Here is a 25429-nt window from a genome sequence, read left to right on the forward strand (position 1 = left end):
CGCAGGCGATGCTGAAAGGGAAAAACCGGTCACATTATAAGCGGTTTTTTTGTCGGCTAGCCATTTGCGCTTCTGTCAAGGCTGTAATCTAATGTGGATAACCATAATTAATCCGTAAGTCGCGGATAAAATAGGAAATTGGTCGTGCTAGGGCTCTTCACGAAGAAAGCGAACACGCTACTTGGGATCGATATTAGTTCGACATCCGTCAAGCTCCTCGAATTGAGCCGCTCGGGTAATCGCTATCGGGTGGAGGCTTACGCCGTTGAGCCGTTACCGCCGAATGCCGTCGTCGAGAAGAATATCGTCGAGCTCGAAGGTGTCGGTCAGGCGCTGCAGCGTGTTGTCGCCAGGGCCAAGGTGAATGGCAAGCAGGCGGCGGTTGCCGTGTCTGGCTCGGCAGTCATCACCAAGAGCATCGAGATGGAGTCCGGCCTCTCGGACGATGAGTTGGAGAATCAGCTCAAGATCGAGGCGGATCAGTACATCCCTTACCCCCTTGAAGAGGTCGCCATCGACTTCGAAGTACAGGGGCCTGCCGCGCGTACGCCCGGACGTGTAGAGGTACTGCTGGCAGCCTGTCGCAAAGAAAACGTCGAAATTCGTGAGGCCGCCCTTGCACTGGCGGGCCTCACTGCCAAGGTCGTGGATGTCGAGGCCTATGCGCTGGAGCGTTCCTATAGCCTGCTTGCTTCGATGCTGGCTGGTGCGCAGGGCGAGCTGACGGTGGCTGTCGTTGATATCGGCGCCACCATGACGACGCTAAGCGTGTTGCACAACGGACGCACCATCTATACGCGCGAACAGCTATTCGGCGGCCGCCAGCTGACCGAAGAGATTCAGCGGCGTTATGGTTTGTCCGTAGAGGAAGCTGGTTTGGCCAAGAAACAGGGCGGTCTTCCAGATGACTATGACAGCGAGGTGTTGCAGCCGTTCAAAGAGGCGGTGGTGCAGCAGGTCTCGCGTTCGCTGCAATTCTTCTTTGCCGCCGGGCAATTCCATGATGTGGATTACATTTTGCTGGCCGGTGGTACGGCGTCGCTGCCGGGACTCGATCGTCTGATCCAGCAGAAGATCGGTACGCAGACTCTAGTCGCCAATCCCTTTGCCGATATGTCGCTGAGTAACAAGGTCAACGCTGGTGCGCTGGCCAGTGATGCACCGGCGCTGATGATTGCGTGTGGCTTGGCGATGAGGAGTTTCGACTGATGGCACGGATCAACCTGCTTCCTTGGCGCGAGCAGCTGCGCGAGGAGCGTAAGCAGCGCTTTCTGGCGACGCTGGCTGGTGTGCTTCTGCTCGCGGGCGGACTTGTCTTCCTTGGCGATCGTTACTTTCAAGGTGCTATCGAGTACCAGAACGCGCGTAACGACTTCGTGCGTAAGGAGATTGCTGTGCTCGATGCGCGTATCAAGGAGATCAGAGAGCTGAAGGAGCGGCGCCAGCAGCTTCTGGAGCGTATGAAGATCATTCAGGATCTACAAGGCAATCGACCGGTTATCGGCCGTGTGTTCGACCAGTTGGTGCGCACCTTGCCCGATGGCGTCTATTTCACCGGCTTGAAGATGACCGGTAAGAACATCGCCATCGTCGGCGCCGCAGAATCGAATAATCGGGTTTCCAACCTGATGCGCAACCTCGATGGATCAGATTGGCTCGATGCGCCGAATCTCACTGAGGTCAAGGCGGTCACGGCGGGAGCGGTGGATCAGGAAAACGTGTTCCAGCTTACGGTGCAACAGACGCAACCTGGCGTCGCCATGGAAGGAGGCAAGCCATGAGTCTGGCCGATTCGCTGGAAAGTCTGCGCAAGGTCGATCTGGCAGAGCTGGATCTCAACAACCTCGGTTCCTGGCCCGGGCCAGTTAAGGTCATTGCTTCGGTACTCCTGCTGTCCGTCGTACTTGCGCTGGGTTACTACTTTCATTTGAAAGACCTGCAGACGAATCTTGAACAGCAGCAGGCTCAAGAGGAAACGCTGAAGCAGCAGTTCTCGACGAAGGCGTTCCAGGCGGCGAACCTAGAAGCCTACCGAGAACAAATGGCTGAAATGGAAACTTCCTTTGGTGCACTGTTGCGTCAACTGCCTAGCGATACGGAAGTTCCCGGTTTACTCGAAGATATCACTCGCACCGGATTGGGAAGTGGGCTGGAGTTCGAGGAGATAAAGCTTCAGCCGGAAGTCGTTCAGCAGTTCTATATAGAACTCCCCATACAGATAAAAGTAGTGGGCGGCTATCACGATTTGGCGACGTTTGTGAGCGGTGTTGCAAGTTTGCCACGTATCGTCACGCTGCATGACTTTGAGATCAAGACCGAAAAAGCGGATACCTCCAACAAGTTGCGCATGAGTATTTTGGCCAAGACTTATCGCTATAACGACAAGGGGCTGCAAAAATGAAAAAAGCCCGTTTCGCCGTATTGGGCTTGGGTCTGATGGCGCTGGCAGGTTGTGGCGGCGGATCCGATTTTTCCGATTTGCAGCAGTATCTCGACGAGGTGCGGGCCCGGCCGAAGGGCTCGATCGAGCCTCTTCCAGCCTTTGTTCCATACGAGGCCTTCACCTATAGCGCAGCCGCCTTGCGTCATCCATTCCAGCCGCCGGTGAAAATAGACCTGGCGCAGCGGGAAAAGGGATCCAAGGATATTCGTCCAGACGAAACCCGGATCAAGCAGTTCCTCGAAGGTTTCAATATCGAAAATTTCGTCATGGTTGGAACATTGGCTAACGGTGACGGCCGCTTCGCCTTGGTTAAGGGAGGGGACGGTGTTCATCGCGTCAAGGTCGGCGATTATTTGGGACGAAACCACGGTCGCATCGTCGATATCACCGATGCCGAGGTCGAGGTGCTGGAGATAGTTCCGGATGGTGAGGGTGGGTGGCTAGAGCGCCCGCGCAGTTTGAATTTGAAAGAGCGCACCTGAGCGCGGGGCAATAAGAATGGAAAACCTATACCGGTCTGCACAACGGAAGAACTCTATGAATAGCACCGTCTCGCGTCTTGGTGTCGCATTGCTGGCATTCCTGGCCGCCCCGGCTCTGCTGGCTGCCAACCTCAACGCCTTGGATGTTGCGGCGCTTCCCGGTGATCGTGTCGAGCTCAAGCTGGCGTTCGACGAGCCAGTGAATAAGCCGCATGGCTATACGCTTGAGCAGCCGGCGCGCATTGCGCTGGATTTGCCCGGCGTGTCCAACAAACTGGGTGTGAAGAATCGTGAGTTGGGGGTAGGTAACGCTCGCAGCGTCACGGTTGTCGAGGCGCAAGGACGTACCCGTCTGATCGTCAATCTGACCACTCTGGTGCCCTACTCGACTCGCATCGAGGGTAGCAACCTTTTCGTTGTGCTCGGCGAATCCTCGGCCCCGGTTGCCGTATCCAATTCCACCGTCGCCGCTCCTGTAGCTACGCCGGCGCCTTCTAAGCCGCTGCTAACGAGCAAGGCGATCAACAACATCGATTTTCGGCGCGGTGAGGATGGCGCTGGGAATGTGATCATCACGCTTTCCGACCCTTCGATCAGTTCGAATATCGAAGAGCAGAGCGGGAAGATCCGCGTTTCGTTTGCCAAGACTCAGTTGCCCGAGTCTCTGCGGGTTCGTCTGGATGTGCAGGATTTCGCTACTCCAGTGAAGTTTGTTGATGCCACCGCACAGGGTGGTGGTGCAGCTATCGCCATTGAGCCTACAGGTCGCTACGACTATCTGGCCTATCAGACCGACGACAAGCTGACGATCAGCATCAAACCGCTGACCGAAGATGAGGCGCAGAAACGTAAGGCGGAGCGATTTGCCTATTCGGGCGAGAAGTTGTCCCTCAACTTCCAGGACATCGATGTTCGCTCCGTACTGCAATTGATTGCAGACTTCACCGATCTCAATCTGGTCGCCAGCGATACGGTGCAGGGAAATATCACCCTGCGCCTGCAGAATGTGCCGTGGGACCAGGCTCTTGATCTTGTCCTCAAGACCAAAGGGTTGGACAAGCGTCAGGTTGGTAATGTGCTGTTGGTCGCGCCTGCTGACGAGATTGCTGCGCGCGAACGCCAGGAACTCGAATCGCAGCGGCAGATCGCGGATCTTGCGCCGCTGCGCCGTGAGGTGGTCCAAGTTAATTATGCCAAGGCTGCCGATATCGCCCGACTGTTCCAGTCCGTGACCGACAAGGACGGCGCGAGCGAAGATCGCGGGTCGATCGCAGTCGATGACCGCACCAACAACATCATTGCGTACCAGACGCAGGAGCGACTAGACGAGCTGCGTCGCATCGTCGCGCAACTGGATATTCCGGTACGCCAGGTGATGATCGAGGCGCGTATCGTCGAAGCCAACGTCGACTATGACAAGAGCCTGGGTGTGCGTTGGGGGGGCAACCTCTGGGCGGGCGACAAGTGGAATGCCTGGGGCAAGAACGGGCAGCTGGGCGTAGCTGATGATCCGGATGCGAGCGGCAAGCCTGGCGATGATGGTTATGTGCCGTCCCGGCAGGTCGGACGTTTCCCGGGTATCCCGGAAGTGCCGATGAATAGCCCGTTTGTTGATATGGGGGCTATTGGCGCGACCTCGGGTATCGGTTTGGGGTTCATTACGGACAACGCAATTCTTGATCTCCAGTTGTCCGCTATGGAAAAGACTGGTAACGGCGAGGTTGTCTCGCAGCCGAAGGTTGTTACCGCGGACAAGGAAACGGCCAAGATCCTGAAAGGTTCCGAAGTTCCCTATCAGGAAGCCAGTTCCAGCGGCGCGACCAGCACGTCCTTCAAGGAAGCAGCGCTTTCACTGGAGGTCACTCCGCAGATCACACCGGATAATCGCATCATCATGGAAGTCAAGGTAACCAAGGATGAGCCGGACTTCTCGCAAGCGGCGAGTACTGGCGGTATCCCAGCAATTCGCAAGAATGAAGTGAACGCCAAGGTGCTGGTCAGCGACGGTGAAACCATCGTAATTGGTGGCGTTTTCTCCAACACGCAGAGCAAGTCGGTAGACAAGGTTCCGTTCCTCGGTGATTTACCGTTTATTGGTCGAGTGTTCCGCCGCGATCTGGTTCAAGATCGGAAGTCCGAACTGCTGGTGTTCATCACGCCGCGGATCATGAATAATCAGGCGATCCAGGCCAGTCGCTAACCAGTGAATGCAGAATCTGATCCTCGTAGGCCCGATGGGAGCTGGCAAGAGCACCATCGGGCGTTTGCTTGCCAAAGAGTTGCGCTTGCCGTTCAAAGACTCGGACAAGGAGATCGAGCAGCGCACTGGCGCCAGTATCCCCCTGATCTTCGATGTAGAGGGTGAGGGCGGCTTCCGTGAGCGCGAGCACGCGGCGATCGCTGACCTTTGCCTGTTGAACGGGGTAGTGCTGGCGACGGGCGGGGGCGCTGTGTTGCGGGAGGACAATCGTCGCGCATTGCGCTCCGGCGGGCAGGTCGTTTATTTGTGCACCTCCGTGGAGCAGCAGCTGGAGCGAACCTCCAGGGATCGTAATCGTCCGCTCCTGCAGGCCGCAGATCCACGGGCTGTGTTGGAGACACTCATGGCCGTTCGCGATCCGCTTTATCGAGAGATCGCCGACATCGTGGTGGAAACCGATGAGCGTCCGCCACGACTTGTGGTGATGGAAATTCTCGAGCGGCTCCAGGCGCTCCGGCACCGTGAAAGCCGTGACGGAACTGCGCTATCCTAGCCTCCTTTTTTGGAGGCCTCATGCAGACACTTCAGGTCGATCTCGGCGAGCGCAGTTATCCGATACAAATTGGCGAGCACCTCCTGGATCATGCCGATTTGATATCCGCTCGAATCCGCGGCAGGCAGGTGGCGATCGTCACCAACGAGACCGTTGCGCCGTTGTATCTGGATCAACTGACGCGTTCGTTGAGCGCTTTCTCGGTCACGCCGATCATCCTTCCCGATGGCGAAGCCCATAAGAACTGGCAGACGCTGCAGCTGATCTTCGATGGTCTGCTCGGCGCGCGGCTTGATCGCAGCACCACGATCATCGCGCTGGGCGGCGGTGTGATAGGTGATATGGCCGGCTATGCCGCGGCCAGCTACCAGCGGGGCGTCGATTTCATCCAAGTGCCGACGACCTTGTTATCGCAGGTCGACTCTTCGGTCGGCGGCAAGACCGGGATCAATCATCCGCTGGGTAAGAACATGATCGGTGCGTTCTACCAACCACGCGCCGTGATCATCGATACGACTACGCTAGGTACTTTGCCGGCTCGTGAGCTTTCGGCCGGACTCGCGGAAGTGATCAAGTACGGCCTGATCTGCGATGCGCCTTTCCTCGGATGGTTGGAAGCTCATATCGAAAGCCTGCGTGCGCTGGAGCCGAAGACATTGAGCGAGGCCATCTACCGCTCCTGTGCTGCCAAGGCTCGGGTGGTGGGAGCGGATGAGAGGGAATCGGGGGTCCGCGCCACCTTGAATCTGGGACATACCTTCGGGCACGCCATCGAGACACATCAGGGCTATGGTGCCTGGCTGCATGGTGAGGCGGTTTCGGCGGGCACGGTAATGGCGCTGGAGATGTCGCGCCAGCTGGGCTGGATCGAAACCGCCGAGCGTGACCGGGCGATCCGCCTGCTGGTGCGCGCAGGTTTGCCGGTCGTGCCGCCGCAGGATATGGCGGCGTCGGATTTTCTGCAGCACATGGCGGTCGACAAGAAGGTCCTCGACGGCAAGCTGCGGCTGGTGCTGCTCAAGAAGCTCGGTGAGGCCGTCGTGACCGGCGATTTTCCCCGTGAGGCGCTGGAAGATACATTGCGCGTCGACTATGGGGCGCTGACGCAACATTTAGGAGCGTAAGAAATTTCCATGACTAGTTTGTCTGCGGACGACTCGTTTCTGAACCATTACGGGTTCAGTCATGATCCTTTTGCCGCCCGTGTCCCGGGTTTCAAATTCTTTCCCGCTCAGCGCAAGCCGGTGCTGGGGCAGCTACATCATCTTGCACGATACAGCCAGCTGCTATTGGTGGTAACCGGCCCGCAGGGGAGCGGCAAGACGCTGCTGCGTCAGGCGCTGGTCGCCAGCAGCAACAAGCAGTCCGTGCAAAGCGTAGTGATTACGCCGCAGGAAACCGCAGATGCTGCCGCCATACTGCAGCAGGTGGCTCAGGCGCTGAACGTGCAGCGGAGCGATTTCGACGCGGTGATGGCGCAGATCGTCCAGTTGGCGCTCACTGGTCAGGAGGTGTACCTGCTGGTCGATGATGCCGAGCGTCTGACCGGTGCGGCAATCGAGACGCTGTTGCGCTTCGCCGCAGGCAGCCCGGAGGCACGACCGCACGTGTTTTTGTTTGGCGAGTCGGCGCTGGTTGGGCGGCTGGAGGCGCTCAGCGACGGACCCGGTGAGCGCTATCACGTCATCGCTCTGCAGCCTTACGAAGAGGACGAAACGCGCGAATACCTTGCTCAGCGCCTGGAGGGTGCGGGCGCTGGTCTGGAGTGCCTGAGCGGGGAGCAGATCGCGCGCATTCATGAGCTGGCTGGTGGATGGCCTGGTGCAATCAACGAGGTTGCGCGAGAGGAACTGATCGAAGGTATGCAGGTGAAAAGGAAGCGCTCTCGCGCTGGCGGTTTTTCCCTGCCTGTTCCGAGAAAACACCTGCTGGCAGTGCTCGCCGTGCTGGTCGTCGTTGGGCTGGCGCTGCTGTTTCGTGGCGCGGGCGAGCAGGATGCGGCGGCACCGAGCAGCACGGCGCTTCCGCTGGGTGGCGGCGCCTCGGCCGAATCGCCAGCGACCGGTGAGGCCGCAATCGAGTTCGATGGTGCTGATCGGCCGGCGGCGCTGCCGCTGACGGCGGATGCCCAGCCGGTAATTCGTGAGCCGTTGGCCGCGGCGGCCGGAGGCGAGCAAGACGATGGGCCGAGCGGCATGCAGAGTGATGTCGATTCACCCGGGCTGATGGAGCCAGCGGCACTGCCTCCGGCCGAGTCGGCGCGCGAGCCTGTTTCGGCACCGGCACCGGCACCGGCACCGGCACCGGCACCGGCACCGGCACCGGCACCGGCACCGGCACCGGCACCAGCACCAGCACCAGCACCAGCACTCGCGCCGGCACCAACGGTGATTCCTCCAGTTAGAGCATCCGCACCCACCCCGGCTCCTAAACCGGCTTCGGCGAAGCCGGCAACGAACGCGGCTGGAGGAAATTGGTACGCCAGCCAACCTGGCGGCAACTATCTGCTGCAAATTCTCGGAACGCGCAGCGAGAAGAGTGCGCAGGCGGTGATAGCCAAGCATGGTGCTGGCTACCGTTATTTCATCAAGCAGCACCAGGGCAAGCCGCTCTACGTAGTGACTTATGGCAGCTTCGCCAGCCGCACCGCAGCCACTGCGGCGATCAAGGCATTACCGGCGGAACTGCAGGCGGGTAAGCCATGGGTGCGGAGTCTGGGAAGCGTTCAGCAGGAGATGCGTAAATAAGCGAAAAAATGCCCCAAAAAAGTGCGCAATGCACCGAATTGGGGCTTGCAAAAAAAAATTGTGTCGTTCCACGGTTGCTTTGTAAACTGCTCCCCCTTTCGCCCGCGTGAATGACGGGGCTCTCCTGTGCTCCGTCAGTAAGGGGTTGATTTACAACGCATTTAGCTGGTGGAGTGCCTATGAGAGCAGGTCTGTTTCGTCCTGAAGAGTTCAAGGATAACTGCGGCTTCGGTCTGATTGCCCACATGCAGGGCGAGGCAAGCCATCACCTGCTCAAAACCGCAATTGCGTCGCTCACTTGCATGACTCACCGCGGCGGCATTAATGCCGATGGTAAGACCGGTGACGGCTGTGGCTTGCTGATGCAGAAGCCGGACGCTTTCCTGCGCGCCATGGCCCGTGAGCACTTTGCCACTGAGCTACCGGATCAGTATGCGGTCGGCATGATCTTCCTTAGCCAGGATCCCAGCGAAGCGGACATCTCGCGTGCGCGCCTCAACGAAGAGGTTGCGGCGCAAGGGCTGACGCTGGTCGGCTGGCGTGAAGTGCCGGTGGACACCAGCGTACTTGGCCGCCTCGCCCTCGAGCGCCTGCCGCGCATCGAGCAGATCTACGTGTCGGGCGCCGGCCTGTCCGAGCGTGACTTCGGCATCAAGCTGTTCTTCGCCCGCCGTCGGGCTGAGGTCGCTCTGGCCGACCGAGAGTTCTATGTCTGCAGTCTGTCGGACAAGGACATCATCTATAAAGGCCTGATGATGCCGGCCGATCTGGCGCAGTTCTATCCGGATCTCGGTGATGAGCGTCTGGCGACCGCGATCTGCGTGTTCCACCAGCGTTTCTCCACCAACACCCTGCCGCGCTGGCCGTTGGCCCAACCGTTCCGCTATCTCGCGCACAACGGTGAAATCAACACCATCACCGGCAACCGCAACTGGGCGCAGGCGCGGCGGCTCAAGTTCGCCAACGAACTGTTGCCGGATCTGGAAAGCCTGGCGCCGCTGATCAACCGCACCGGCTCGGATTCCTCAAGCATGGACAACATGCTCGAGTTGCTAGTCACTGGCGGCATGGACCTGTTCCGCAGCCTGCGCATGATCATTCCGCCGGCGTGGCAGAACGTCGAAACGATGGATGCCGATCTGCGCGCATTCTACGAATACAACTCCATGCACATGGAGCCCTGGGACGGCCCGGCCGGTGTGGTGCTGACCGATGGTCGCCACGCGGTATGCCTGCTGGACCGTAACGGCTTGCGCCCGGCTCGCTGGGTGACGACGAAGAACGGCTATATCACCCTGGCGTCTGAGGTGGGTGTATGGGACTACCAGCCTGAGGATGTCATCGCCAAGGGCCGCGTCGGTCCGGGTCAGATTCTCGCCGTCGATACCCAAACCGGCCAGATCCTGCATACCAGCGACATCGACAACCGCCTGAAAGCCCAGCATCCCTACAAGAAGTGGCTGCGTGGCACGGCGCTGCGTATCCAGTCGACCCTGGACGACAACGACCACGGCTCGGCGGTTTACGACGTCGACCAGCTCAAGCAGTACATGAAGATGTTCCAGGTCACCTTCGAGGAGCGTGATCAGGTGCTGCGCCCGCTGGCCGAGCAAGGTCAGGAGGCGGTCGGCTCGATGGGCGACGATACGCCGATGGCCGTGCTGTCGCGCCGCGTGCGTTCGCCCTACGATTACTTCCGCCAGCAGTTCGCGCAGGTCACCAACCCGCCGATCGACCCGCTGCGCGAAGCCATCGTCATGTCGCTGGAAACCTGCCTGGGGGCCGAGCGCAACGTCTTCGAGGAAACCGCCGATCACGCCAACCGCGCGATCCTGACCACGCCGGTGATCTCGCCGGCCAAGTGGCGGACCATCATGGAACTCGACCGTCCCGGCTTCGAGCGCCATTTCCTCGATCTGAACTACGACGAGAGCCTGGGCCTGGAGGCTGCGGTGCGCAACCTGGCCGAGCAGGCCGAGGAAGCGGTGCGCGCGGGCAAGGTTCTGCTGGTGCTCAGCGACCGCCACATCGCACCGGGCAAGTTGCCGATGCACGCTTCGCTGGCGGTTGGCGCGGTGCACCATCGTTTGGTGGAAACCGGCCTGCGCTGCGATTGCAACATCCTCGTGGAAACCGCCACCGCACGCGATCCGCACCATTTCGCGGTGCTGATCGGCTTCGGCGCCACCGCGGTCTATCCGTTCCTCGCCTACGAGGTGCTCAGCGACCTGATCCGCACCGGCGAAGTGCTCGGCGATCTGTACGAGGTGTTCAAGCACTACCGCAAGGGCATCTCCAAGGGCCTGCTGAAGATCATTTCGAAGATGGGCATCTCGACCGTCGCGTCCTATCGCGGCGCGCAGCTGTTCGAGGCGATCGGACTGGCTGAAGAAGTGGTTGAGCTCAGCTTCCGCGGCGTCGCCAGTCGCATCCAGGGCGCGCGTTTCGTCGATCTCGAGGCAGAACAGAAGGCGCTGGCCGACGAGGCCTGGAACAACCGCAAGGCTATCCAGCAGGGTGGTCTGCTGAAGTTCGTCCACGGTGGCGAGTACCACGCCTACAACCCCGACGTGGTCGGCGCCCTGCAGGCGGCCGTGCAGTCGGGCGACTACGCCCGTTTCAAGGAATACAGCGCGCTGGTCGACAAGCGTCCGGTATCGATGCTGCGAGACCTGCTGGGCGTCAAACTGGCGGAGCAGCCGCTGGCGCTGGAAGAGGTCGAGCCGCTGGATTCGATCCTCAAGCGTTTCGATTCCGCCGGTATCTCCTTGGGCGCTCTGTCGCCCGAGGCGCACGAGGCGATCGCCGCGGCGATGAACCGCATCGGTGCGCGCTCCAACTCCGGCGAGGGTGGCGAGGATCCGGCCCGTTACGGCACCGAGCGCAGCTCGAAGATCAAGCAGGTCGCCACCGGCCGCTTCGGCGTCACGCCGGAATACCTGATCAACGCCGAGGTGCTGCAGATCAAAGTGGCTCAGGGCGCCAAGCCTGGAGAAGGTGGGCAGCTACCCGGCGGTAAGGTCAACGGCCTGATCGCGCGGCTGCGCTACGCGGTGCCAGGCGTGACGCTGATCTCGCCGCCGCCGCACCACGACATTTATTCCATCGAGGACCTGGCGCAGCTGATCTTCGACCTCAAGCAGGTCAATCCGCGCGCGCTGGTGTCGGTCAAGCTGGTGGCCGAACCCGGCGTCGGCACCATCGCCGCCGGCGTCGCCAAGGCCTACGCCGATCTGATCACCATCTCGGGTTATGACGGCGGTACCGGCGCCTCGCCGCTGACCTCGATCCGCTACGCCGGCTCGCCGTGGGAACTGGGTCTGGCTGAAACCCACCAGACCCTGCGCGGCAACGACCTGCGCGGCAAGGTGCGGGTGCAGACCGACGGCGGACTGAAAACCGGCCTCGACGTGGTCAAGGCGGCGATCCTCGGCGCCGAGAGCTTCGGCTTCGGCACCGCGCCGATGATCGCGCTGGGCTGCAAGTACCTGCGCATCTGCCACCTGAACAACTGCGCCACCGGCATCGCCACGCAGAACGAGCAGCTGCGCAAGGATCACTTCATCGGCACCGTGGAAATGGTGGTCAACTTCTTCCAGTTCGTTGCCGAGGAAACTCGCGAGTGGCTGGCCAAGCTCGGCGTGCGCAGTCTCGGCGAGCTGATCGGGCGCACCGATCTGCTGGAAATCCTGCCCGGCGAGACCGCCAAGCAGGGCAACATCGACCTGACGCCGTTGCTCGGCAGCAGCAACATTCCGGCCGATAAACCACAGTTCTGCGAGGTGGAAAAGAACCCACCGTTCGATCAGGGCCTGCTGGCCGAGGAAATGGTGCGACTCGCCAAGGGTGCGATCGAAGCCAAGAGCGGCGGTGAATTCGAACTGGAAATCTGCAACTGCGATCGCTCCATCGGCGCACGGGTATCCGGTGAAATTGCCCGTCTGCACGGCAACCAGGGCATGGCCACGGCGCCGATCACCTTCCGTTTCAAGGGCACGGCGGGGCAGAGCTTCGGCGTGTGGAACGCCGGCGGCCTGAACCTCTATCTCGAAGGCGATGCCAACGACTACGTTGGCAAGGGCATGACCGGCGGCAAGCTGATCGTCACCCCGCCCAAGAACAGCGCCTATGCCTCGCAGGACACCGCCATTATCGGCAATACCTGTCTGTATGGCGCCACCGGTGGCAAGCTGCTGGCGGCGGGTACCGCCGGTGAACGCTTCGCGGTGCGCAACTCCGGCGCGCATGCCGTGGTGGAAGGCACCGGCGATCATTGCTGCGAGTACATGACCGGCGGCTTCGTCTGCGTGCTGGGCAAGACCGGGCACAACTTCGGTTCCGGCATGACCGGCGGCTTCGCCTACGTGCTGGATATGGACAACAGCTTCATCGACCGGGTCAACAACGAGCTGGTGAACCTGCAGCGCATCACCGGCGAAGCGATGGAGGCCTATCGCAGCCACCTGCACGGCGTGCTGCGCGAGTATGTCGCCGAAACCGCGAGCGAGTGGGGTGCTGAGCTGCTGGAAAATCTCGACGACTATCTGCGGCGCTTCTGGCTGGTGAAGCCGAAGGCGGCCAACCTGGCCTCGCTGCTGTCGAGCACTCGGGCCAACCCGCAATAACAAGCAGCTTAAAGCCGCGAGCCTCACGACCCGAGCGGCGTGAGGCACGGCTCCGTGATCGTCATGCGGTTTGCAGCCTGAGGCTGGCCGCTGCTGTTGAGAGGTTTTGAAATGACTGAACGTCTGAATAACGACTTCCAGTTCATCGAGGTCGGGCGCAAGGATCCGAAGAAGAAGCTGCTGCGCCAGCGCAAGAAGGAGTTCGTCGAGATCTACGAACCCTTCAAGCCGCAGCAGGCCTGCGAGCAGGCGCATCGCTGCCTGGGCTGTGGCAATCCCTATTGCGAGTGGAAGTGCCCGGTCCACAACTACATTCCCAACTGGCTGAAGCTGGTGTCCGAGGGCAACATCCTCGCCGCCGCCGAGCTGGCGCATCAGACCAACACCCTGCCGGAAGTCTGCGGCCGCGTGTGCCCGCAGGACCGCCTGTGTGAAGGCGCCTGCACCCTGAACGACGGTTTCGGTGCGGTAACCATCGGCTCGGTGGAGAAGTACATCGCCGATACCGCCTTCGCGATGGGCTGGCGGCCAGACCTGTCCAAGGTCAAGCCGACCGGCAAGCGCGTCGCCATCATCGGTGCCGGGCCGGCCGGTCTGGGCTGCGCCGACGTGCTGGTACGCAACGGCGTGGCGCCGGTGGTGTTCGACCGCAATCCGGAAATCGGTGGCCTGCTGACGTTCGGCATCCCCGAGTTCAAGCTGGAGAAGACCGTGCTCAGTCGCCGCCGCGAGATCTTCAGCGGCATGGGCGTCGAGTTCCGCCTGAATACCGAGGTAGGCAAGGACGTCAGCATCGAGCAGCTGCTCGACGAATACGATGCGGTGTTCATGGGCATGGGCACCTACACGTACATGAAGGGTGGCTTCCCCGGCGAGGACCTGCCCGGCGTGCACGACGCGCTGGATTTCCTCATCGCCAACGTCAACCGCAACCTCGGTTTCGAGAAGTCCGCCGATGACTTTATCGACATGAAGGGCAAGAAGGTGGTGGTGCTCGGCGGTGGCGACACCGCGATGGACTGCAACCGCACCTCCATCCGCCAGGGCGCCAAGAGCGTGACCTGTGCCTACCGCCGCGACGCGGCGAACATGCCGGGTTCGCGTCGCGAAGTGAAGAATGCCAAGGAGGAGGGCGTAAAGTTCCTCTTCAACCGCCAGCCCATCGCCATCGTCGGCGAGGACCGGGTCGAAGGCGTCAAGGTGGTCGAGACCCGTCTCGGCGCGCCGGATGCCCGCGGTCGTCGCAGCCCGGAGCCGATCCCCGGTTCCGAGCAGGTGCTGCCGGCCGATGCGGTGGTCATCGCCTTCGGCTTCCGCCCGAGTCCGGCACCGTGGTTCGAGGCCCAGGGTGTGCAGCTCGACAACCAGGGGCGCGTCGTGGCGCCGGCGCAGGGTGAATTCAAGCACCAGACCGCCAACCCGAAGATTTTCGCCGGTGGCGATATGGTGCGCGGCTCCGACCTGGTGGTGACGGCGATCTACGAAGGCCGGCAGGCCGCCGAAGGGATCATGGATTACCTCGGCGTCTGAGCCTGCGCCGGACGCCTCGCGCCTGACATGAATCAAGCTCGCGGAAAAGGCACGGCACTCGCCGTGCCTTTTGTTTTCCGCTTTGCGACAATGCACGGCACTTTTTTGCCGGGACCCCGCCATGACCACCTTGAAGAACGATCGCTTCCTTCGTGCCCTGCTCAAGCAGCCTGTCGACGTCACCCCGGTGTGGATGATGCGCCAGGCCGGCCGCTACCTGCCGGAGTACCGCGCCAGCCGCGCCAAGGCCGGCGACTTCATGAGCCTGTGCATGAATCCGGAGCTGGCCTGCGAGGTGACCCTGCAGCCGCTGGAGCGCTATCCGCTGGATGCCGCGATCCTGTTCTCCGACATCCTCACCGTGCCGGATGCGATGGGCCTTGGGCTGTACTTCGAGACCGGCGAAGGGCCGCGCTTCAAGAAGGTGGTCAGCAGCGCCGCCGACATCGACGCGCTGCCGATCCCCGATCCGGAAAAGGATCTGGGTTACGTGATGGACGCCGTGCGCACCATCCGCCGCGAACTCAACGGCCGCGTGCCGCTGATCGGCTTCTCCGGCAGCCCCTGGACCCTGGCGACCTACATGGTCGAAGGCGGCTCGTCGAAGGATTTCCGCAAATCCAAGGCGATGCTCTACAGCGATCCGGCGGCGATGCACGCGCTGCTCGACAAGCTGGCGCAATCGGTCACCGCCTACCTCAACGGCCAGATTCGTGCCGGCGCGCAGGCCGTGCAGATCTTCGACTCCTGGGGCGGCAGCCTGTCGGCGGCGGCTTACCAGGAATTCTCCCTGGCTTACATGCAGAAGATCGTCGACGGGCTGATCCGCGAGCATGATGGCCGCCGCGTGCCGGTGATCCTCTTCACCAAGGGCGGCGGGTTGTGGCTGGAGTCGATGGCGGATGCCGGTGCCGAGGCGCTCGGGCTGGACTGGACCTGCGATATCGGCAGCGCCCGTGCGCGGGTCGGTGACAAGGTCGCGTTGCAGGGCAACATGGACCCCAGCGTGCTGTACGCCAAGCCGGAGGCGATTCGTGCCGAAGTCGGCCGCATCCTCGCCAGCTTCGGCCACGGTGATGGCCACGTGTTCAACCTCGGTCACGGCATCACCCCGGAAGTCGATCCGGCGCATGCCGGCGCGTTCATCGAGGCCGTGCACGAGCTGTCGGCGCAGTACCACCGCTAAGCACCTAGCGCACGACGAACGCCCCGCTCATGCGGGGCGTTTTGCTATCCGCGTGCGTGGTTTTCCGGCGTGGCCGGCAAGCGTGCCAGATGCAGCGCCACCAGCAGCGAGACCAGCAGCAGGGCAGCGATGAACAGGCCTACGCCAATCCAGCCGCCGGCATGCCAGAACAGCCCACCCAGCGTTCCGGCGATGCTGGAGCCCAGGTAATAGCCGAACAGGTACAGCGACGACGCCTGGCCCCGCGCCTGGGTGGCGCGGCGGCCGATCCAACTGCTGGCTACCGAATGCGCACCGAAGAAGCCGAAGGTGAACAGCAGCATGCCCGGCAGGATGGCAGCCAGTACATCGAACAGCGTCAGCCCCAGTCCGCCCAGCATCAGCACGATCATCGCCCAGAGCACCTTGCGCCGGCCGATCCGGTCGGCCAGCGCACCGGCCTGCGCCGAGCTGTAGATGCCCGACAGATAGACCACCGCCAGCAGACCGACCAGCGTCTGGCTGAGCTCGAACGGCGCGGCAATCAACCGGTAGCCGATGTAGTTGAACAGCGTGACGAAGCTGCCCATCAGCAGGAATGCCTGCAGGAACAGCCACGGCAGCCCGGCATCGCTAAAGTGCATGGCGTAGCCCTGCACCAGCCCGCGCGGACGCAACGGGCGCGGACGGAAGTGCCGCGATTCGGGCAGAAAGCGCCAGAACAGCAGTGCGGCTAGCAGCGCCAGCCCGCCCATCACCGCCAGTACGCTCTGCCACGGCAGGAAATCGACCAGCACGCCGCTGATCAGCCGGCCGCTCATGCCGCCGATCGCATTGCCGCCGATGTACAGGCCCATCGCCAGGCCGAGGTGCCGTGGATCGATCTCCTCGCTCAGGTAGGTCATCGCCACCGCCGCCAGCCCGCTCAGCGCCAACCCGACGAGGGCACGCATCAATAGCACGCCATGCCAGCCGGGCATCACCGCGCTGAGCAGGGTGAACAGCGCGGCGGCCAGCAACGCGGTGACCATCACCGGCTTGCGGCCGACGGCATCGGAGATTGGCCCGGTGATCAGCAGGCCGATTGCCAGGGTGATGGTCGAGGACGACAGCACCAGGCTGCTTTGCGCCGCGTTGATGGCGAACGCCTGCGACAGCATGGGCATCAGTGGTTGCACGCAGTAGAGCAGGGCGAAGGTCGCGAAGCCGCCAGCGAACAGCGCCAGCACGGTGCGGGTGAAGCGTGGTGTGCCCTTTTCGGTGAAGGCGGCGCGGTCCACGGCGTCGGGGGAGGGCTGCGCGTCGGGTTGAGCTGGCTCGCCGGTCGCGCACTGGAAACTGTTCATCGCCGATTCTCGCTGTCGTTCACCCGCACGACGTTCGTTGAGCGTCGGGATCGCAGGCTGATAGGGAGAACGATAGGGAGCTTTGTTTAATGTATCCAATATATTATTCGACCCAATCAATATGATCGGCGAATCAAAGAGGTCGTCATGGAGCTACGCCATTTGCGGTATTTCGTCGCTGTGGCCGAGGAGCTGCACTTCGGTCGTGCCGCCGAGCTGCTGCGCATTTCCCAGCCGCCGCTGAGCCAGCAGATCCAGGCGTTGGAAGCCGAGCTGGGGGTGCGCCTGTTCGATCGCACCAACCGTAGGGTTTCGCTGACCGATGCCGGTCGGCTGTTTCTCGAGGAAACCCGCCGCACGCTGGCGCAGGTCGACAAGTCGGTGGATGTGGTGCGCCGCGCCAATCAGGGCGAGATCGGCGAGCTGCAGATCGGTTTCACCTCCTCGGCGCCGTTCACCTCGATTCTGCCGCGGGCGATTCTGGCTTTCCGCGAAGCCTTTCCGGCCGTGCATCTGGCGCTGCAGGAGATGACCAGCAAGCAGGTGGTGGAGGCGGTGCAGGATGAGACGCTGCAGGTCGGCATGATCCGCCCGTTCGCGCTGCCGGCCGGCCTACAGACCACGGAGCTGTTCAGCGAGCCGCTGGTGGCGCTGATGCACACCGGCCATCCGTTGGCGAGCGGTAGCGAGGAGGGCATCTGCCTGGCCGAGTTGACCGCCGAGCCATTCGTGTTCTTTCCGCGCAGCTACGGCACCGGGCTCTACGACCAGTTGCTCAACCTGGCGCGCCAGGCCGGCTTCAACCCGCGCATTGCCCAGGAGGCGAACGAGGCGCTGACCATCATCGGCCTGGTCGCTGCAGGACTGGGGGTTTCGGTGCTGCCGGCGTCGTTCCAGCGCATCCGCATCGACGGCGTGGCATTTCGTACCCTGCTGGACAAGGACGCGACCACCGCCGTCTGGCTGGTCAAGCGCCGCCAGGAGCAGTCACCGCTGACGCGCGCCTTCATCGAGCTGGTCACGCGCGAGGCCCTTGCCGCCCGCTAGCGTGCGGTGAGAGTCCGTGCCGGCTGAGAGCCGGCACGGAGCGCTCGGTCAGTTGTAGCGGTACTTCGCTTCGATCTTGCGCTTCTGCAGGGTGAACTGGGTCATGTCGATCTGGTTCTGTGCCAGCTGGTCTTCCAGCTTGTCCAGCTCGCCATTTTCCAACTTGCTGACGTGATGCTTGGTAGCGTGGTAGTTGATGGTTTCCGCGGCGCTGTGGCCACTGACCGGATCCCACAGAATGGAAAGCGGCCAGAACAGCAGATTGACCACGCCAAGGCCGTACTCACGACCGTAGAACGAACCACCGCCGGGAAGCAGACCCAGCGCGGTACCCAGGGCAGGGCTCTTTTCCTCGACCGCCAGGCCGGCGGCTTCGAAGTGGCGCAGCTCGGATTCCTGATACGAATTCAGGCCGCTCGCGCAGCCGGTGGAAGCCAGAATCGCACCAGCGAGAAGAATAGGGGTGAGTTTCACGACAGCTCCTTGTTGTCTGTTTTTCATGCGCGCTCCGTGACGCGCGGCGCGGAAGCTATCATGTGGTGATGGCAAATTGACATGATTTTGCGCAGGTACCTGCTCTTTTGTGTGCACAGACGAGGGGTGGATGCGTGGCTGCAACCGCTTTAGCTTGAACCATTCAGCAGCGAATGGCTTTCTGGCTTGACACCGCTCGCCGCTCTGCCAAAGCTACAACGCAGCCGGCGAGGGCGCCGGCCTTTCCTTCACGCACAAGAGAACGATCATGAAACGGATTCTGCTAGCGTCCCTGCTCCTCTCCGCATCGGCCAGTGCCTTCGCCACCGCACCGGGTGGCCCAGGTTGCGGCTGGGGCAACATGCTGTTCGAAGGCCAGCGCGGCCTGCCCTCCCACCTGGTGGCTTCGACCACCAACGGCACTTCCGGTAACGCCACCTTCGGCATGACCTCCGGCACCAACGGTTGCTCGACCGATGGCGCGCTGCAGTACAACGGCAAGTCCATGATCGTGCTGGGCAGCATCATGACCGAGCTGTCCGAAGACATGGCGATGGGCGAAGGTGAGGCTCTGACCACCTACGCCGTCGTGCTCGGCATCAAGCCCGAGGATCGCGCGCATTTCGCCAGCGTCACCCAGGCACACTTCGACGAGATCTTCAGCTCCGCTGACGTGACCGCCGAGCAGGTGCATGCCGCCACTCTGGCGGTGCTCAAGCAGGACGCTCGCCTGGCTCAGTACGCCGAGCGGGCCTGAGTTTCGCGTTCCTTCTCTCGTGCCCGCTCCGGCGGGCACTTTCGTATCTGCTTGCCATTGGCCGAATATGCTTCGACCCCTGCTACTGCTGGCGCTGTGTGGCGCGAGCCCCCTCGTGCTGTCTGCCCCACCTGACGATTCCACGCTGCGATCGCTGGCCGACGAGCCCTACTGGCACTCGCTCGGACATTACGAGAGCGGCAAGCTGGGCGGTTGGCGCAGCTATGTCGATGACGACGATTTCTTCCTGGCCGACGGCGGTGAACATGATCCTGCTGCCGAGCTGGCGGCGACCCTTGCCGCGCTCTACGCGCCGGCGAGCGCCGGCGACCGTCACCCCCAGTGTGTTTTCCCGGCGCGCACGCGCTGGTTGCGCGAGCGGCTGAGCCTCACCGACCTGCCGACCGTCGAGTGCAAGGAGTTTCGCACCTGGTACGCCGACGTCGCGCCGCACAGTACCGTGCTGGTCTTTCCGGCGGCCTATCTCAACAGCCCGTCGTCGATGTTCGGCCACACCCTGCTGCGCATCGACCAGGCCGATATCGATACCCAAGGCAGTCCGCTGCTGAGTTCGGCACTCAACTTCGGCGCCTACATCGAGGGGATGGATAACAGCGTCCTCTACGCATGGAAGGGCCTGATGGGCGGTTATCCGGGGCTTTTCTCGCTCTTGCCCTACCGCGAGAAGATCGGTGAATACAGCCGCCTGGAGAATCGCGATCTGTGGGAGTACCGGTTGAATCTGACGCCGGATGAAACGGGGCGGATGCTCGAGCATGTCTGGGAGCTCAAGCAGATCCGCTTCGACTACTTCTTCTTCGACGAAAACTGTTCCTACCGTCTGCTTGAGCTGCTGGAGGTCGCCCGGCCCGGCCTGAAACTGACTGAACAGTTCCCGCTGACCGCGATTCCGGCCGATACCGTGCGCGCGGTGATCGACGCCGGGCTGGTCGCCGACATCGACTATCGGCCGTCGCGCGAGCGTGAACTGCTGGCCCGTACCGCACCGCTCGAGAGCGAGGAGCTGCGCTGGGTACGCCAGTTGGCCGACGATCCCCAGCAGCTCGAACGCGACGATTTCCAGGCGCTGCCGAGCGAGCGGCGGGCACTGATTCAGGACGGCGCCTATCGTCTGGTGCGCTACCGGGTGACTGGTGAGGAGCGCGATCCGGTGAATGCCGCGCACAGTTATCGTCTGCTGCAGGCGATCAATCGCAACCCGCCGCCGCGCCTGGACGTCGAGCGCCCGGTGCTCCCGGAAAACGGCCATGAATCGCGCACCCTGCAGTTCGGCGTCGGCAGCCGCGATGAGCGGGCCTTTGCCGAATACGGGCTGCGCATGGCCTATCACGACCTGATCGACAACCTGGAAGGCTTCCCGCTCGGCGCTCAGATCGAGATCGCCCAGCTGCGTCTGCGTCAGTACGAGGGCAACCACTGGAAGCTGCAGCGGCTGGACCTTGCTGGAATCCGCTCGCTGACGCCCCTCACCCCGCTGTTGCGGCCCTGGTCGTGGCAGATCGCGGCCGGGCTGGAGCGGATCGCCGAGGGCGACGGCGACGATCGGCTGGTCGGCCATCTGAATGGTGGCGGCGGCTTTACCTGGCAGCTGCACGAGGACCTGCTCGGTTTCGCCATGGCGACGGCACGCCTGGAGCACCACCCGGAATTCGGCGCAGTAATCAGTCCGGCAGCGGGCTTCGACAGCGGGCTGCTCTGGCGCAACGGCGCCGGCAACTTGCTGCTGGAGGCGCGCGGCGACTACTTCCACAACGGCGAGGTGCGGCGGCGGATCAGCCTCGCTCAGCAGTTCGAGGTGCGCGACACCGCCGGCCTGCGGGTGGGCCTTGAGCGCAGCTTCAGTCACCGCGCCGAGCCGGAAACGGAGTTTCAGGTCCAGCTGCGCTGGTACTTCTACTGACGCGGCGGCAGGTGTATCAGGGCTGCTGATGATGGCCCGGCGTGGTGCCCGGCGCGTGCTCGTGCACCAGCCGGGGTACCCGGATATCGGTGATGCCGAGAATCTCGGCCTGCTTGAGCAGTTCCTCGCCCGCGGCATCCACGTCAGGCATCACCAAGCCATTTTCCGCATCGGCATGATGCAGGCGGATCAGGTGCGCAGCCGCCGCAGCATTCGACAGGCTTTCGTCCTGCGACTCGATGATCTGCGCGCGGATCGTTCTGGTAGATGTAGTTCACTTCAAACGTGCGGGTGGTATTGCCGAACATAGGGGCGGTCTCCGGACAGATATGAATCTGTGCGGTGGACCGAGTTGCCATCCTGATCGTTCAGGCACTCCGGACCTGCGGTCAGATGCCGTGCTGGCGCAGCCAGGTCAGCAACTGCGGCAACGGCAGTGCGCCGCTCTGGCGAGCCACCTCGCGACCGTTGCGAAACAGCAACAGGCTGGGAATCGAACGAATGCCCAGCTGCGTGGAAAGCTGTGGGTTGGCTTCGCTATCGAGCTTGGCCAGGCGGCAGCGGCCCTGCAGCTGGCGGGCGGCTTCGGCAAAGGTCGGTGCGAAGCTGCGACACGGCCCGCACCAGCTGGCCCAGACATCCACCAATAGCGGCAGATCGCCCTTGAGCTGGCTGGCGAACTGGCTGTGCTGCAGGTCGAAGGGTTTGTCCGGCAGGACTGCGGCCTTGCAGCGGCCGCAATGCGGCGCGTCATGCAGACGGCCGGCGGGAATCCGGTTGAGGCCGGCGCAGTGTGCGCAGGGGATGATCAGCGAGTCGGTCATGGCAAGGCTCCACAGGCGGTATGCCGAACAATGTGGAGCCGCGCGGCGCGATATCAAGGATCGCGCCGCGGGCGGCGGTCAGCCTCGGGCGGCGTCGAGCGCCTGGCTGAGGTCGGCGAGGATGTCGTCGATGTGCTCGATGCCGATCGACAGTCGGATCAGGTCCTGCGAGACTCCGGCGCGCGCCAGTTCCTCGGCGTTGAGCTGGCGGTGGGTGGTGCTCGCCGGGTGGCAGGCCAGCGACTTGGCGTCGCCGATGTTGACCAGGCGCAGGACCAGTTTCAGCGCGTCGATGAAGCGTGCGCCGGCTTCCATGCCGCCGACGATGCCGAAGCAGAGAATCGACGCCGGGCGGCCGCCCATGTAGCGGCGCGCCAGGCCGTGTTCGGGATGGTCCGTCAGCCCGGCGTACTTCACCCAGGCCACCTGCGGGTGGGCCTGCAGGAACTCGGCGACCTTCTGCGCATTTTCGCAGTGGCGCTCCATGCGCAGCGCCAGGGTTTCCAGGCCCTGCAGGATCAGGAACGAATTGAACGGCGAGATCGCCGCGCCCATGTTGCGCAGCGGCACCACACGGCAGCGGCCGATGAACGCCGCCGGGCCGAAGGCCTCGGTGTAGGTCACGCCGTGGTAGGAGACATCCGGTGTGTTGAGCAGCGGAAAGCGCGACTTGTGCTGCGCCCAGGGAAACTTGCCGGAGTCGACGACGATACCGCCGATGCTGGTGCCGTGGCCGCCCATGTATTTGGTCAGCGCGTGCACGACGATATCGGCACCGTGCTCGAAGGGACGGCAGAGCACCGGCGTGGCGACGGTGTTGTCGACGATCAGTGGCACACCGTGGCGATGCGCGGCGTCGGCCAAGGCCTGGATATCGATGATGTTGCCGGCCGGGTTGCCGATGGACTCGCAGAACACCGCCTTGGTGCGCTCGTCGATCAGCGCTTCCAGCGCGGCGATGTCGTCGTGGGGGGCGAAGCGTACTTCGATGCCCTGGCGCGGCAGGGTATGGGCGAACAGGTTGTAGGTGCCGCCGTAGAGCTTGGCCACCGAGACGATGTTGTCGCCGACTTCGGCGATGGTCTGGATGGCGTAGGTGATCGCCGCCATCCCCGACGCCACCGCCAGCGCGGCAACCCCGCCTTCCAGCGCAGCGACGCGCTGTTCGAGCACGTCGGTGGTGGGGTTCATGATGCGCGTATAGATGTTGCCCGGCACCTTGAGGTCGAACAGGTCGGCGCCGTGCTGGGTATTGTCGAAGGCGTAGGACGTGGTCTGGTAGATCGGTACGGCGACCGCCTTGGTGGTCGGGTCCGGGCTGTAACCGGCGTGGATGGCCAGCGTTTCCAGTTTCATGTCGCGCTCCTGTTGTTGTTCGACGAAAAACCGGAGCTTGAAACGGAATGCGCGCGGGATCAATGACTCAGCGCAAGCGGCACGGGATTAGGGGCTCAGCGCTCAGGCCGCGTGCAACGGCCACACCAGCGGGATGACCACAATCGCGACCCCTACCATCAGCAGATTCAGCGGGATGCCGATGCGCAGGAAGTCGCTGAAGCGATAGCCGCCGGCGTTGTAGACGAAGGTGTTGGTCTGATAGCCGATTGGCGTGGCGAAGCTGACGCTGGCGGCGAACATCACTGCTATCACGAACGGCCGTGGATCGAGACCGAGACTCTGGGCGATGCCGATGGCCACCGGCGTGACCAGCACCGCCACGGCGTTGTTGGACAGGATCTCGGTGAGGATGGTGGTCAGCAGGTAGACGAAACCGAGCATCAGCAGCGGGCTGGCGTCGGGCAGCGCAGTCATGGTCTTGGCCACCACCACATCGACCAGGCCGACCTTGTCCATCGCGATGCTGATCGCCAGCATGCCGAAAATCAGGCTCAGCACCTTCCAGTCGACCGCCTTGTAAGCCTCCTCAACATCCAGGCAGCGAGTGGCCAGCACCACCGCGCCGGCGATGATCGCCAGGCCTTCGATGGGCATGAAGCTGAAGGCGGACAGAATCACCACCGCCAGCGTGGCGAGAATGGCGATCGGCGCCTTGTCGCGGCGGTAGGCGCGCTCCTGCACGGCGTTGAGACTGATCAGCTCGCCATTGTCAGCGAAGCGCTTGATCTGCGCCGGGGTGCCTTCGACCAGCATGACATCGCCGAATTGCAGCTCGAAATCGTCGAGGTTGCCGCTGACGTTGGCATCCTGGCGATGCACCGCCAGCACGTTGATGCCGTAGCGCACGCTGAGGTCGAGATCGCGCATCGGTCGGTGGCTGTAGCGCGAGCCGCGTCCGACGATGGCCTCGGCCAGCACCAGGTCCTGGCTGCTGACGGTCTCGAAGGCATCGCCGCGGTTGAAGCTGAGGTGGCCGCTTTCGCGCAGATCGACCACGTTGCGCACCTGGCCGTGTAGCACCAGCAGGTCGCCGGCCTGCAGGACGAAATCGTGCTCGGGGCGGCTGATCTGCTGATCGTCACGGCTCACCTGCAGCACCTGCAGACCGCTACCGCCATTGAGATTGGCCTCGCTCAGCGTCCTGCCGATCATCGGCGACGTATGCGGCACCCGCAGCTCGCTCATGAAGGTGCGGTCCAGATCCGGGCGCAACTGCTTGGACAGGGTTTCCCGATCCGGCAGCAGACGTCGGCTGAACAGCATCAGATAGACGAAACCAACCGCGCAGAAGGCCAGCGCCGCGGGGGTGATCTCGAACATGCCGAATGGCTCCAGGCCGGCCTTGCGTGCGACACCGTCGACGAGGATGTTGGTCGAGGTGCCGATCATGGTCAGCATGCCGCCGAGCACCGTGGCGTAGGAAAGCGGGATGAGCAGCTTCGACGGCGAACTGCTGGCGCGCTTGGCCAGCGCAATCGCCACTGGCGTGAGAATGGCCACGACCGGTGTGTTGTTGAGAAAGGCGGACACCACCAGCGCGGTGATCATCAGCCCGGCCAGCACGCGCGTGGGGCTGTCGCCGACCAGATCACCCAGCCAGTTGCCTAGCGCATCGATACAGCCGGTGCGCTCCAGCGCGGCGGAGAGAATGAACATGCAGGCGATGGTCACCGGCGCGGAGTTGGACAGCACACTCAGCACTTCGCCTGGGCTGAGCAGCTGCGTCGCCAATAGCACGGCCACCGCGATCGCCACCACGATATCCGGGCTCCAGGTCTCGCGAACGAACGCGACCAGCACCCAGACCAGCAGAGCGCAGACGAACAGCAGCGGCAGCGATTCCGAAAGCATGGGGATCCTTAAAGCGTGGCGGTGACCTGAAAACGACAGGCCGCGCCAGCGACCCCGCGCGCACGA

The 25429-nt window shown here is 62.8% G+C and carries 20 protein-coding genes; 14 read left to right on the forward strand and 6 right to left on the reverse strand.

Annotated features, from left to right (window positions below):
• Positions 1 to 144: 144 nt before the first annotated feature.
• The 11 genes from AC0ZJQ_RS02255 to hemE all read left to right on the forward strand — a co-directional run bounded on the left by AC0ZJQ_RS02255 (position 145) and on the right by hemE (position 15766).
• Complete coding sequence (locus AC0ZJQ_RS02255; RefSeq protein ID WP_237263925.1) at positions 145 to 1209, forward strand: pilus assembly protein PilM; 1065 nt, start codon at positions 145 to 147, stop codon at positions 1207 to 1209.
• Positions 1209 to 1781, forward strand: coding sequence for a type 4a pilus biogenesis protein PilN (gene pilN, locus AC0ZJQ_RS02260; protein ID WP_043297920.1), 573 nt, complete (start codon positions 1209 to 1211; stop codon positions 1779 to 1781). Before AC0ZJQ_RS02255 ends, pilN begins: the two co-directional genes overlap by 1 nt.
• A complete protein-coding gene (gene pilO / locus AC0ZJQ_RS02265) occupies positions 1778 to 2401 on the forward strand; it encodes a type 4a pilus biogenesis protein PilO (protein WP_213662533.1) in 624 nt (207 codons plus the stop codon). Before pilN ends, pilO begins: the two co-directional genes overlap by 4 nt.
• A complete protein-coding gene (pilP, locus tag AC0ZJQ_RS02270) occupies positions 2398 to 2925 on the forward strand; it encodes a type 4a pilus biogenesis lipoprotein PilP (RefSeq protein ID WP_008568310.1) in 528 nt (175 codons plus the stop codon). Before pilO ends, pilP begins: the two co-directional genes overlap by 4 nt.
• A gap of 55 nt (positions 2926 to 2980) precedes the next feature.
• The gene (locus tag AC0ZJQ_RS02275) at positions 2981 to 5125 is read left to right on the forward strand and encodes a type IV pilus secretin PilQ (protein ID WP_237263927.1); all 2145 of its coding nucleotides are present in this window, start codon (positions 2981 to 2983) and stop codon (positions 5123 to 5125) included.
• A 7-nt stretch (positions 5126 to 5132) separates the two neighbouring features.
• Complete coding sequence (aroK, locus tag AC0ZJQ_RS02280; RefSeq protein ID WP_054094450.1) at positions 5133 to 5678, forward strand: shikimate kinase AroK; 546 nt, start codon at positions 5133 to 5135, stop codon at positions 5676 to 5678.
• 20 nt (positions 5679 to 5698) lie between these two features.
• Positions 5699 to 6802 (forward strand): 3-dehydroquinate synthase, encoded by a 1104-nt coding sequence (aroB, locus tag AC0ZJQ_RS02285; RefSeq protein ID WP_476477277.1) that lies wholly within the window; start codon positions 5699 to 5701, stop codon positions 6800 to 6802.
• 9 nt (positions 6803 to 6811) lie between these two features.
• Positions 6812 to 8425: an AAA family ATPase gene (locus AC0ZJQ_RS02290; protein ID WP_476477278.1), complete on the forward strand. Its 1614-nt coding sequence runs from the start codon at positions 6812 to 6814 to the stop codon at positions 8423 to 8425.
• Between the two features lie 179 nt (positions 8426 to 8604).
• Entirely contained in the window at positions 8605 to 13050 is a 4446-nt protein-coding gene (gene gltB / locus AC0ZJQ_RS02295; protein WP_476477279.1) for a glutamate synthase large subunit, read from the forward strand.
• Positions 13051 to 13161: 111 nt separating this feature from the next.
• Positions 13162 to 14580, forward strand: a complete 1419-nt coding sequence (locus AC0ZJQ_RS02300; protein WP_008568301.1) for an FAD-dependent oxidoreductase — start codon at positions 13162 to 13164, stop codon at positions 14578 to 14580.
• A gap of 121 nt (positions 14581 to 14701) precedes the next feature.
• Positions 14702 to 15766, forward strand: a complete 1065-nt coding sequence (gene hemE / locus AC0ZJQ_RS02305; RefSeq protein WP_165594783.1) for a uroporphyrinogen decarboxylase — start codon at positions 14702 to 14704, stop codon at positions 15764 to 15766.
• 44 nt (positions 15767 to 15810) lie between these two features.
• On the opposite strand, the gene AC0ZJQ_RS02310 is transcribed toward hemE, so the two are convergent.
• Positions 15811 to 17091 carry an MFS transporter gene (locus tag AC0ZJQ_RS02310; protein WP_165594782.1) on the reverse strand — a complete coding sequence of 427 codons (1281 nt, stop codon included), beginning with the start codon at positions 17089 to 17091 and terminating at the stop codon, positions 15811 to 15813.
• A 147-nt stretch (positions 17092 to 17238) separates the two neighbouring features.
• Here AC0ZJQ_RS02310 and AC0ZJQ_RS02315 point away from each other — a divergent pair, with 147 nt between their 5' ends.
• Positions 17239 to 18138 (forward strand): LysR family transcriptional regulator, encoded by a 900-nt coding sequence (locus AC0ZJQ_RS02315; protein ID WP_476477280.1) that lies wholly within the window; start codon positions 17239 to 17241, stop codon positions 18136 to 18138.
• Positions 18139 to 18186: 48 nt separating this feature from the next.
• On the opposite strand, the gene AC0ZJQ_RS02320 is transcribed toward AC0ZJQ_RS02315, so the two are convergent.
• A complete protein-coding gene (locus tag AC0ZJQ_RS02320) occupies positions 18187 to 18612 on the reverse strand; it encodes a hypothetical protein (protein ID WP_008568297.1) in 426 nt (141 codons plus the stop codon).
• Positions 18613 to 18880: 268 nt separating this feature from the next.
• Between AC0ZJQ_RS02320 and AC0ZJQ_RS02325 the strand changes: the two genes are divergently transcribed.
• Positions 18881 to 19369, forward strand: a complete 489-nt coding sequence (locus AC0ZJQ_RS02325) for a DUF3015 domain-containing protein (protein ID WP_237263938.1) — start codon at positions 18881 to 18883, stop codon at positions 19367 to 19369.
• A gap of 67 nt (positions 19370 to 19436) precedes the next feature.
• The gene (locus tag AC0ZJQ_RS02330; RefSeq protein ID WP_476477281.1) at positions 19437 to 21290 is read left to right on the forward strand and encodes an Lnb N-terminal periplasmic domain-containing protein; all 1854 of its coding nucleotides are present in this window, start codon (positions 19437 to 19439) and stop codon (positions 21288 to 21290) included.
• 16 nt (positions 21291 to 21306) lie between these two features.
• On the opposite strand, the gene AC0ZJQ_RS02335 is transcribed toward AC0ZJQ_RS02330, so the two are convergent.
• The 4 genes from AC0ZJQ_RS02335 to AC0ZJQ_RS02350 form a co-directional block, all read right to left on the reverse strand.
• Positions 21307 to 21447, reverse strand: a complete 141-nt coding sequence (locus tag AC0ZJQ_RS02335; RefSeq protein WP_476477282.1) for a hypothetical protein — start codon at positions 21445 to 21447, stop codon at positions 21307 to 21309.
• A gap of 232 nt (positions 21448 to 21679) precedes the next feature.
• Positions 21680 to 22114 (reverse strand): thioredoxin TrxC, encoded by a 435-nt coding sequence (gene trxC / locus AC0ZJQ_RS02340; protein ID WP_155551109.1) that lies wholly within the window; start codon positions 22112 to 22114, stop codon positions 21680 to 21682.
• A gap of 78 nt (positions 22115 to 22192) precedes the next feature.
• Positions 22193 to 23470: a bifunctional O-acetylhomoserine aminocarboxypropyltransferase/cysteine synthase gene (locus tag AC0ZJQ_RS02345; protein WP_314020069.1), complete on the reverse strand. Its 1278-nt coding sequence runs from the start codon at positions 23468 to 23470 to the stop codon at positions 22193 to 22195.
• Between the two features lie 102 nt (positions 23471 to 23572).
• Complete coding sequence (locus AC0ZJQ_RS02350) at positions 23573 to 25363, reverse strand: SLC13 family permease (protein ID WP_008568287.1); 1791 nt, start codon at positions 25361 to 25363, stop codon at positions 23573 to 23575.
• Positions 25364 to 25429: the final 66 nt, after the last annotated feature.

The sequence above is a fragment of the Stutzerimonas sp. 21-1 genome, from assembly GCF_056336065.1.

Bases quoted from the DNA above. Each gene is read 5' to 3' on its own strand.
- AC0ZJQ_RS02350 (WP_008568287.1), bottom strand. From the start codon at position 25,363: ATGCTTTCGGAATCGCTGCCGCTGCTGTTCGTCTGCGCTCTGCTGGTC.
- AC0ZJQ_RS02315 (WP_476477280.1), top strand. From the start codon at position 17,239: ATGGAGCTACGCCATTTGCGGTATTTCGTCGCTGTGGCCGAGGAGCTG.
- AC0ZJQ_RS02275 (WP_237263927.1), top strand. From the start codon at position 2,981: ATGAATAGCACCGTCTCGCGTCTTGGTGTCGCATTGCTGGCATTCCTG.
- trxC (WP_155551109.1), bottom strand. From the start codon at position 22,114: ATGACCGACTCGCTGATCATCCCCTGCGCACACTGCGCCGGCCTCAAC.
- hemE (WP_165594783.1), top strand. From the start codon at position 14,702: ATGACCACCTTGAAGAACGATCGCTTCCTTCGTGCCCTGCTCAAGCAG.
- AC0ZJQ_RS02325 (WP_237263938.1), top strand. From the start codon at position 18,881: ATGAAACGGATTCTGCTAGCGTCCCTGCTCCTCTCCGCATCGGCCAGT.
- AC0ZJQ_RS02290 (WP_476477278.1), top strand. From the start codon at position 6,812: ATGACTAGTTTGTCTGCGGACGACTCGTTTCTGAACCATTACGGGTTC.
- pilO (WP_213662533.1), top strand. From the start codon at position 1,778: ATGAGTCTGGCCGATTCGCTGGAAAGTCTGCGCAAGGTCGATCTGGCA.
- aroB (WP_476477277.1), top strand. From the start codon at position 5,699: ATGCAGACACTTCAGGTCGATCTCGGCGAGCGCAGTTATCCGATACAA.
- pilP (WP_008568310.1), top strand. From the start codon at position 2,398: ATGAAAAAAGCCCGTTTCGCCGTATTGGGCTTGGGTCTGATGGCGCTG.
- AC0ZJQ_RS02330 (WP_476477281.1), top strand. From the start codon at position 19,437: ATGCTTCGACCCCTGCTACTGCTGGCGCTGTGTGGCGCGAGCCCCCTC.
- AC0ZJQ_RS02300 (WP_008568301.1), top strand. From the start codon at position 13,162: ATGACTGAACGTCTGAATAACGACTTCCAGTTCATCGAGGTCGGGCGC.
- pilN (WP_043297920.1), top strand. From the start codon at position 1,209: ATGGCACGGATCAACCTGCTTCCTTGGCGCGAGCAGCTGCGCGAGGAG.
- aroK (WP_054094450.1), top strand. From the start codon at position 5,133: ATGCAGAATCTGATCCTCGTAGGCCCGATGGGAGCTGGCAAGAGCACC.
- AC0ZJQ_RS02310 (WP_165594782.1), bottom strand. From the start codon at position 17,091: ATGAACAGTTTCCAGTGCGCGACCGGCGAGCCAGCTCAACCCGACGCG.
- AC0ZJQ_RS02345 (WP_314020069.1), bottom strand. From the start codon at position 23,470: ATGAAACTGGAAACGCTGGCCATCCACGCCGGTTACAGCCCGGACCCG.
- gltB (WP_476477279.1), top strand. From the start codon at position 8,605: ATGAGAGCAGGTCTGTTTCGTCCTGAAGAGTTCAAGGATAACTGCGGC.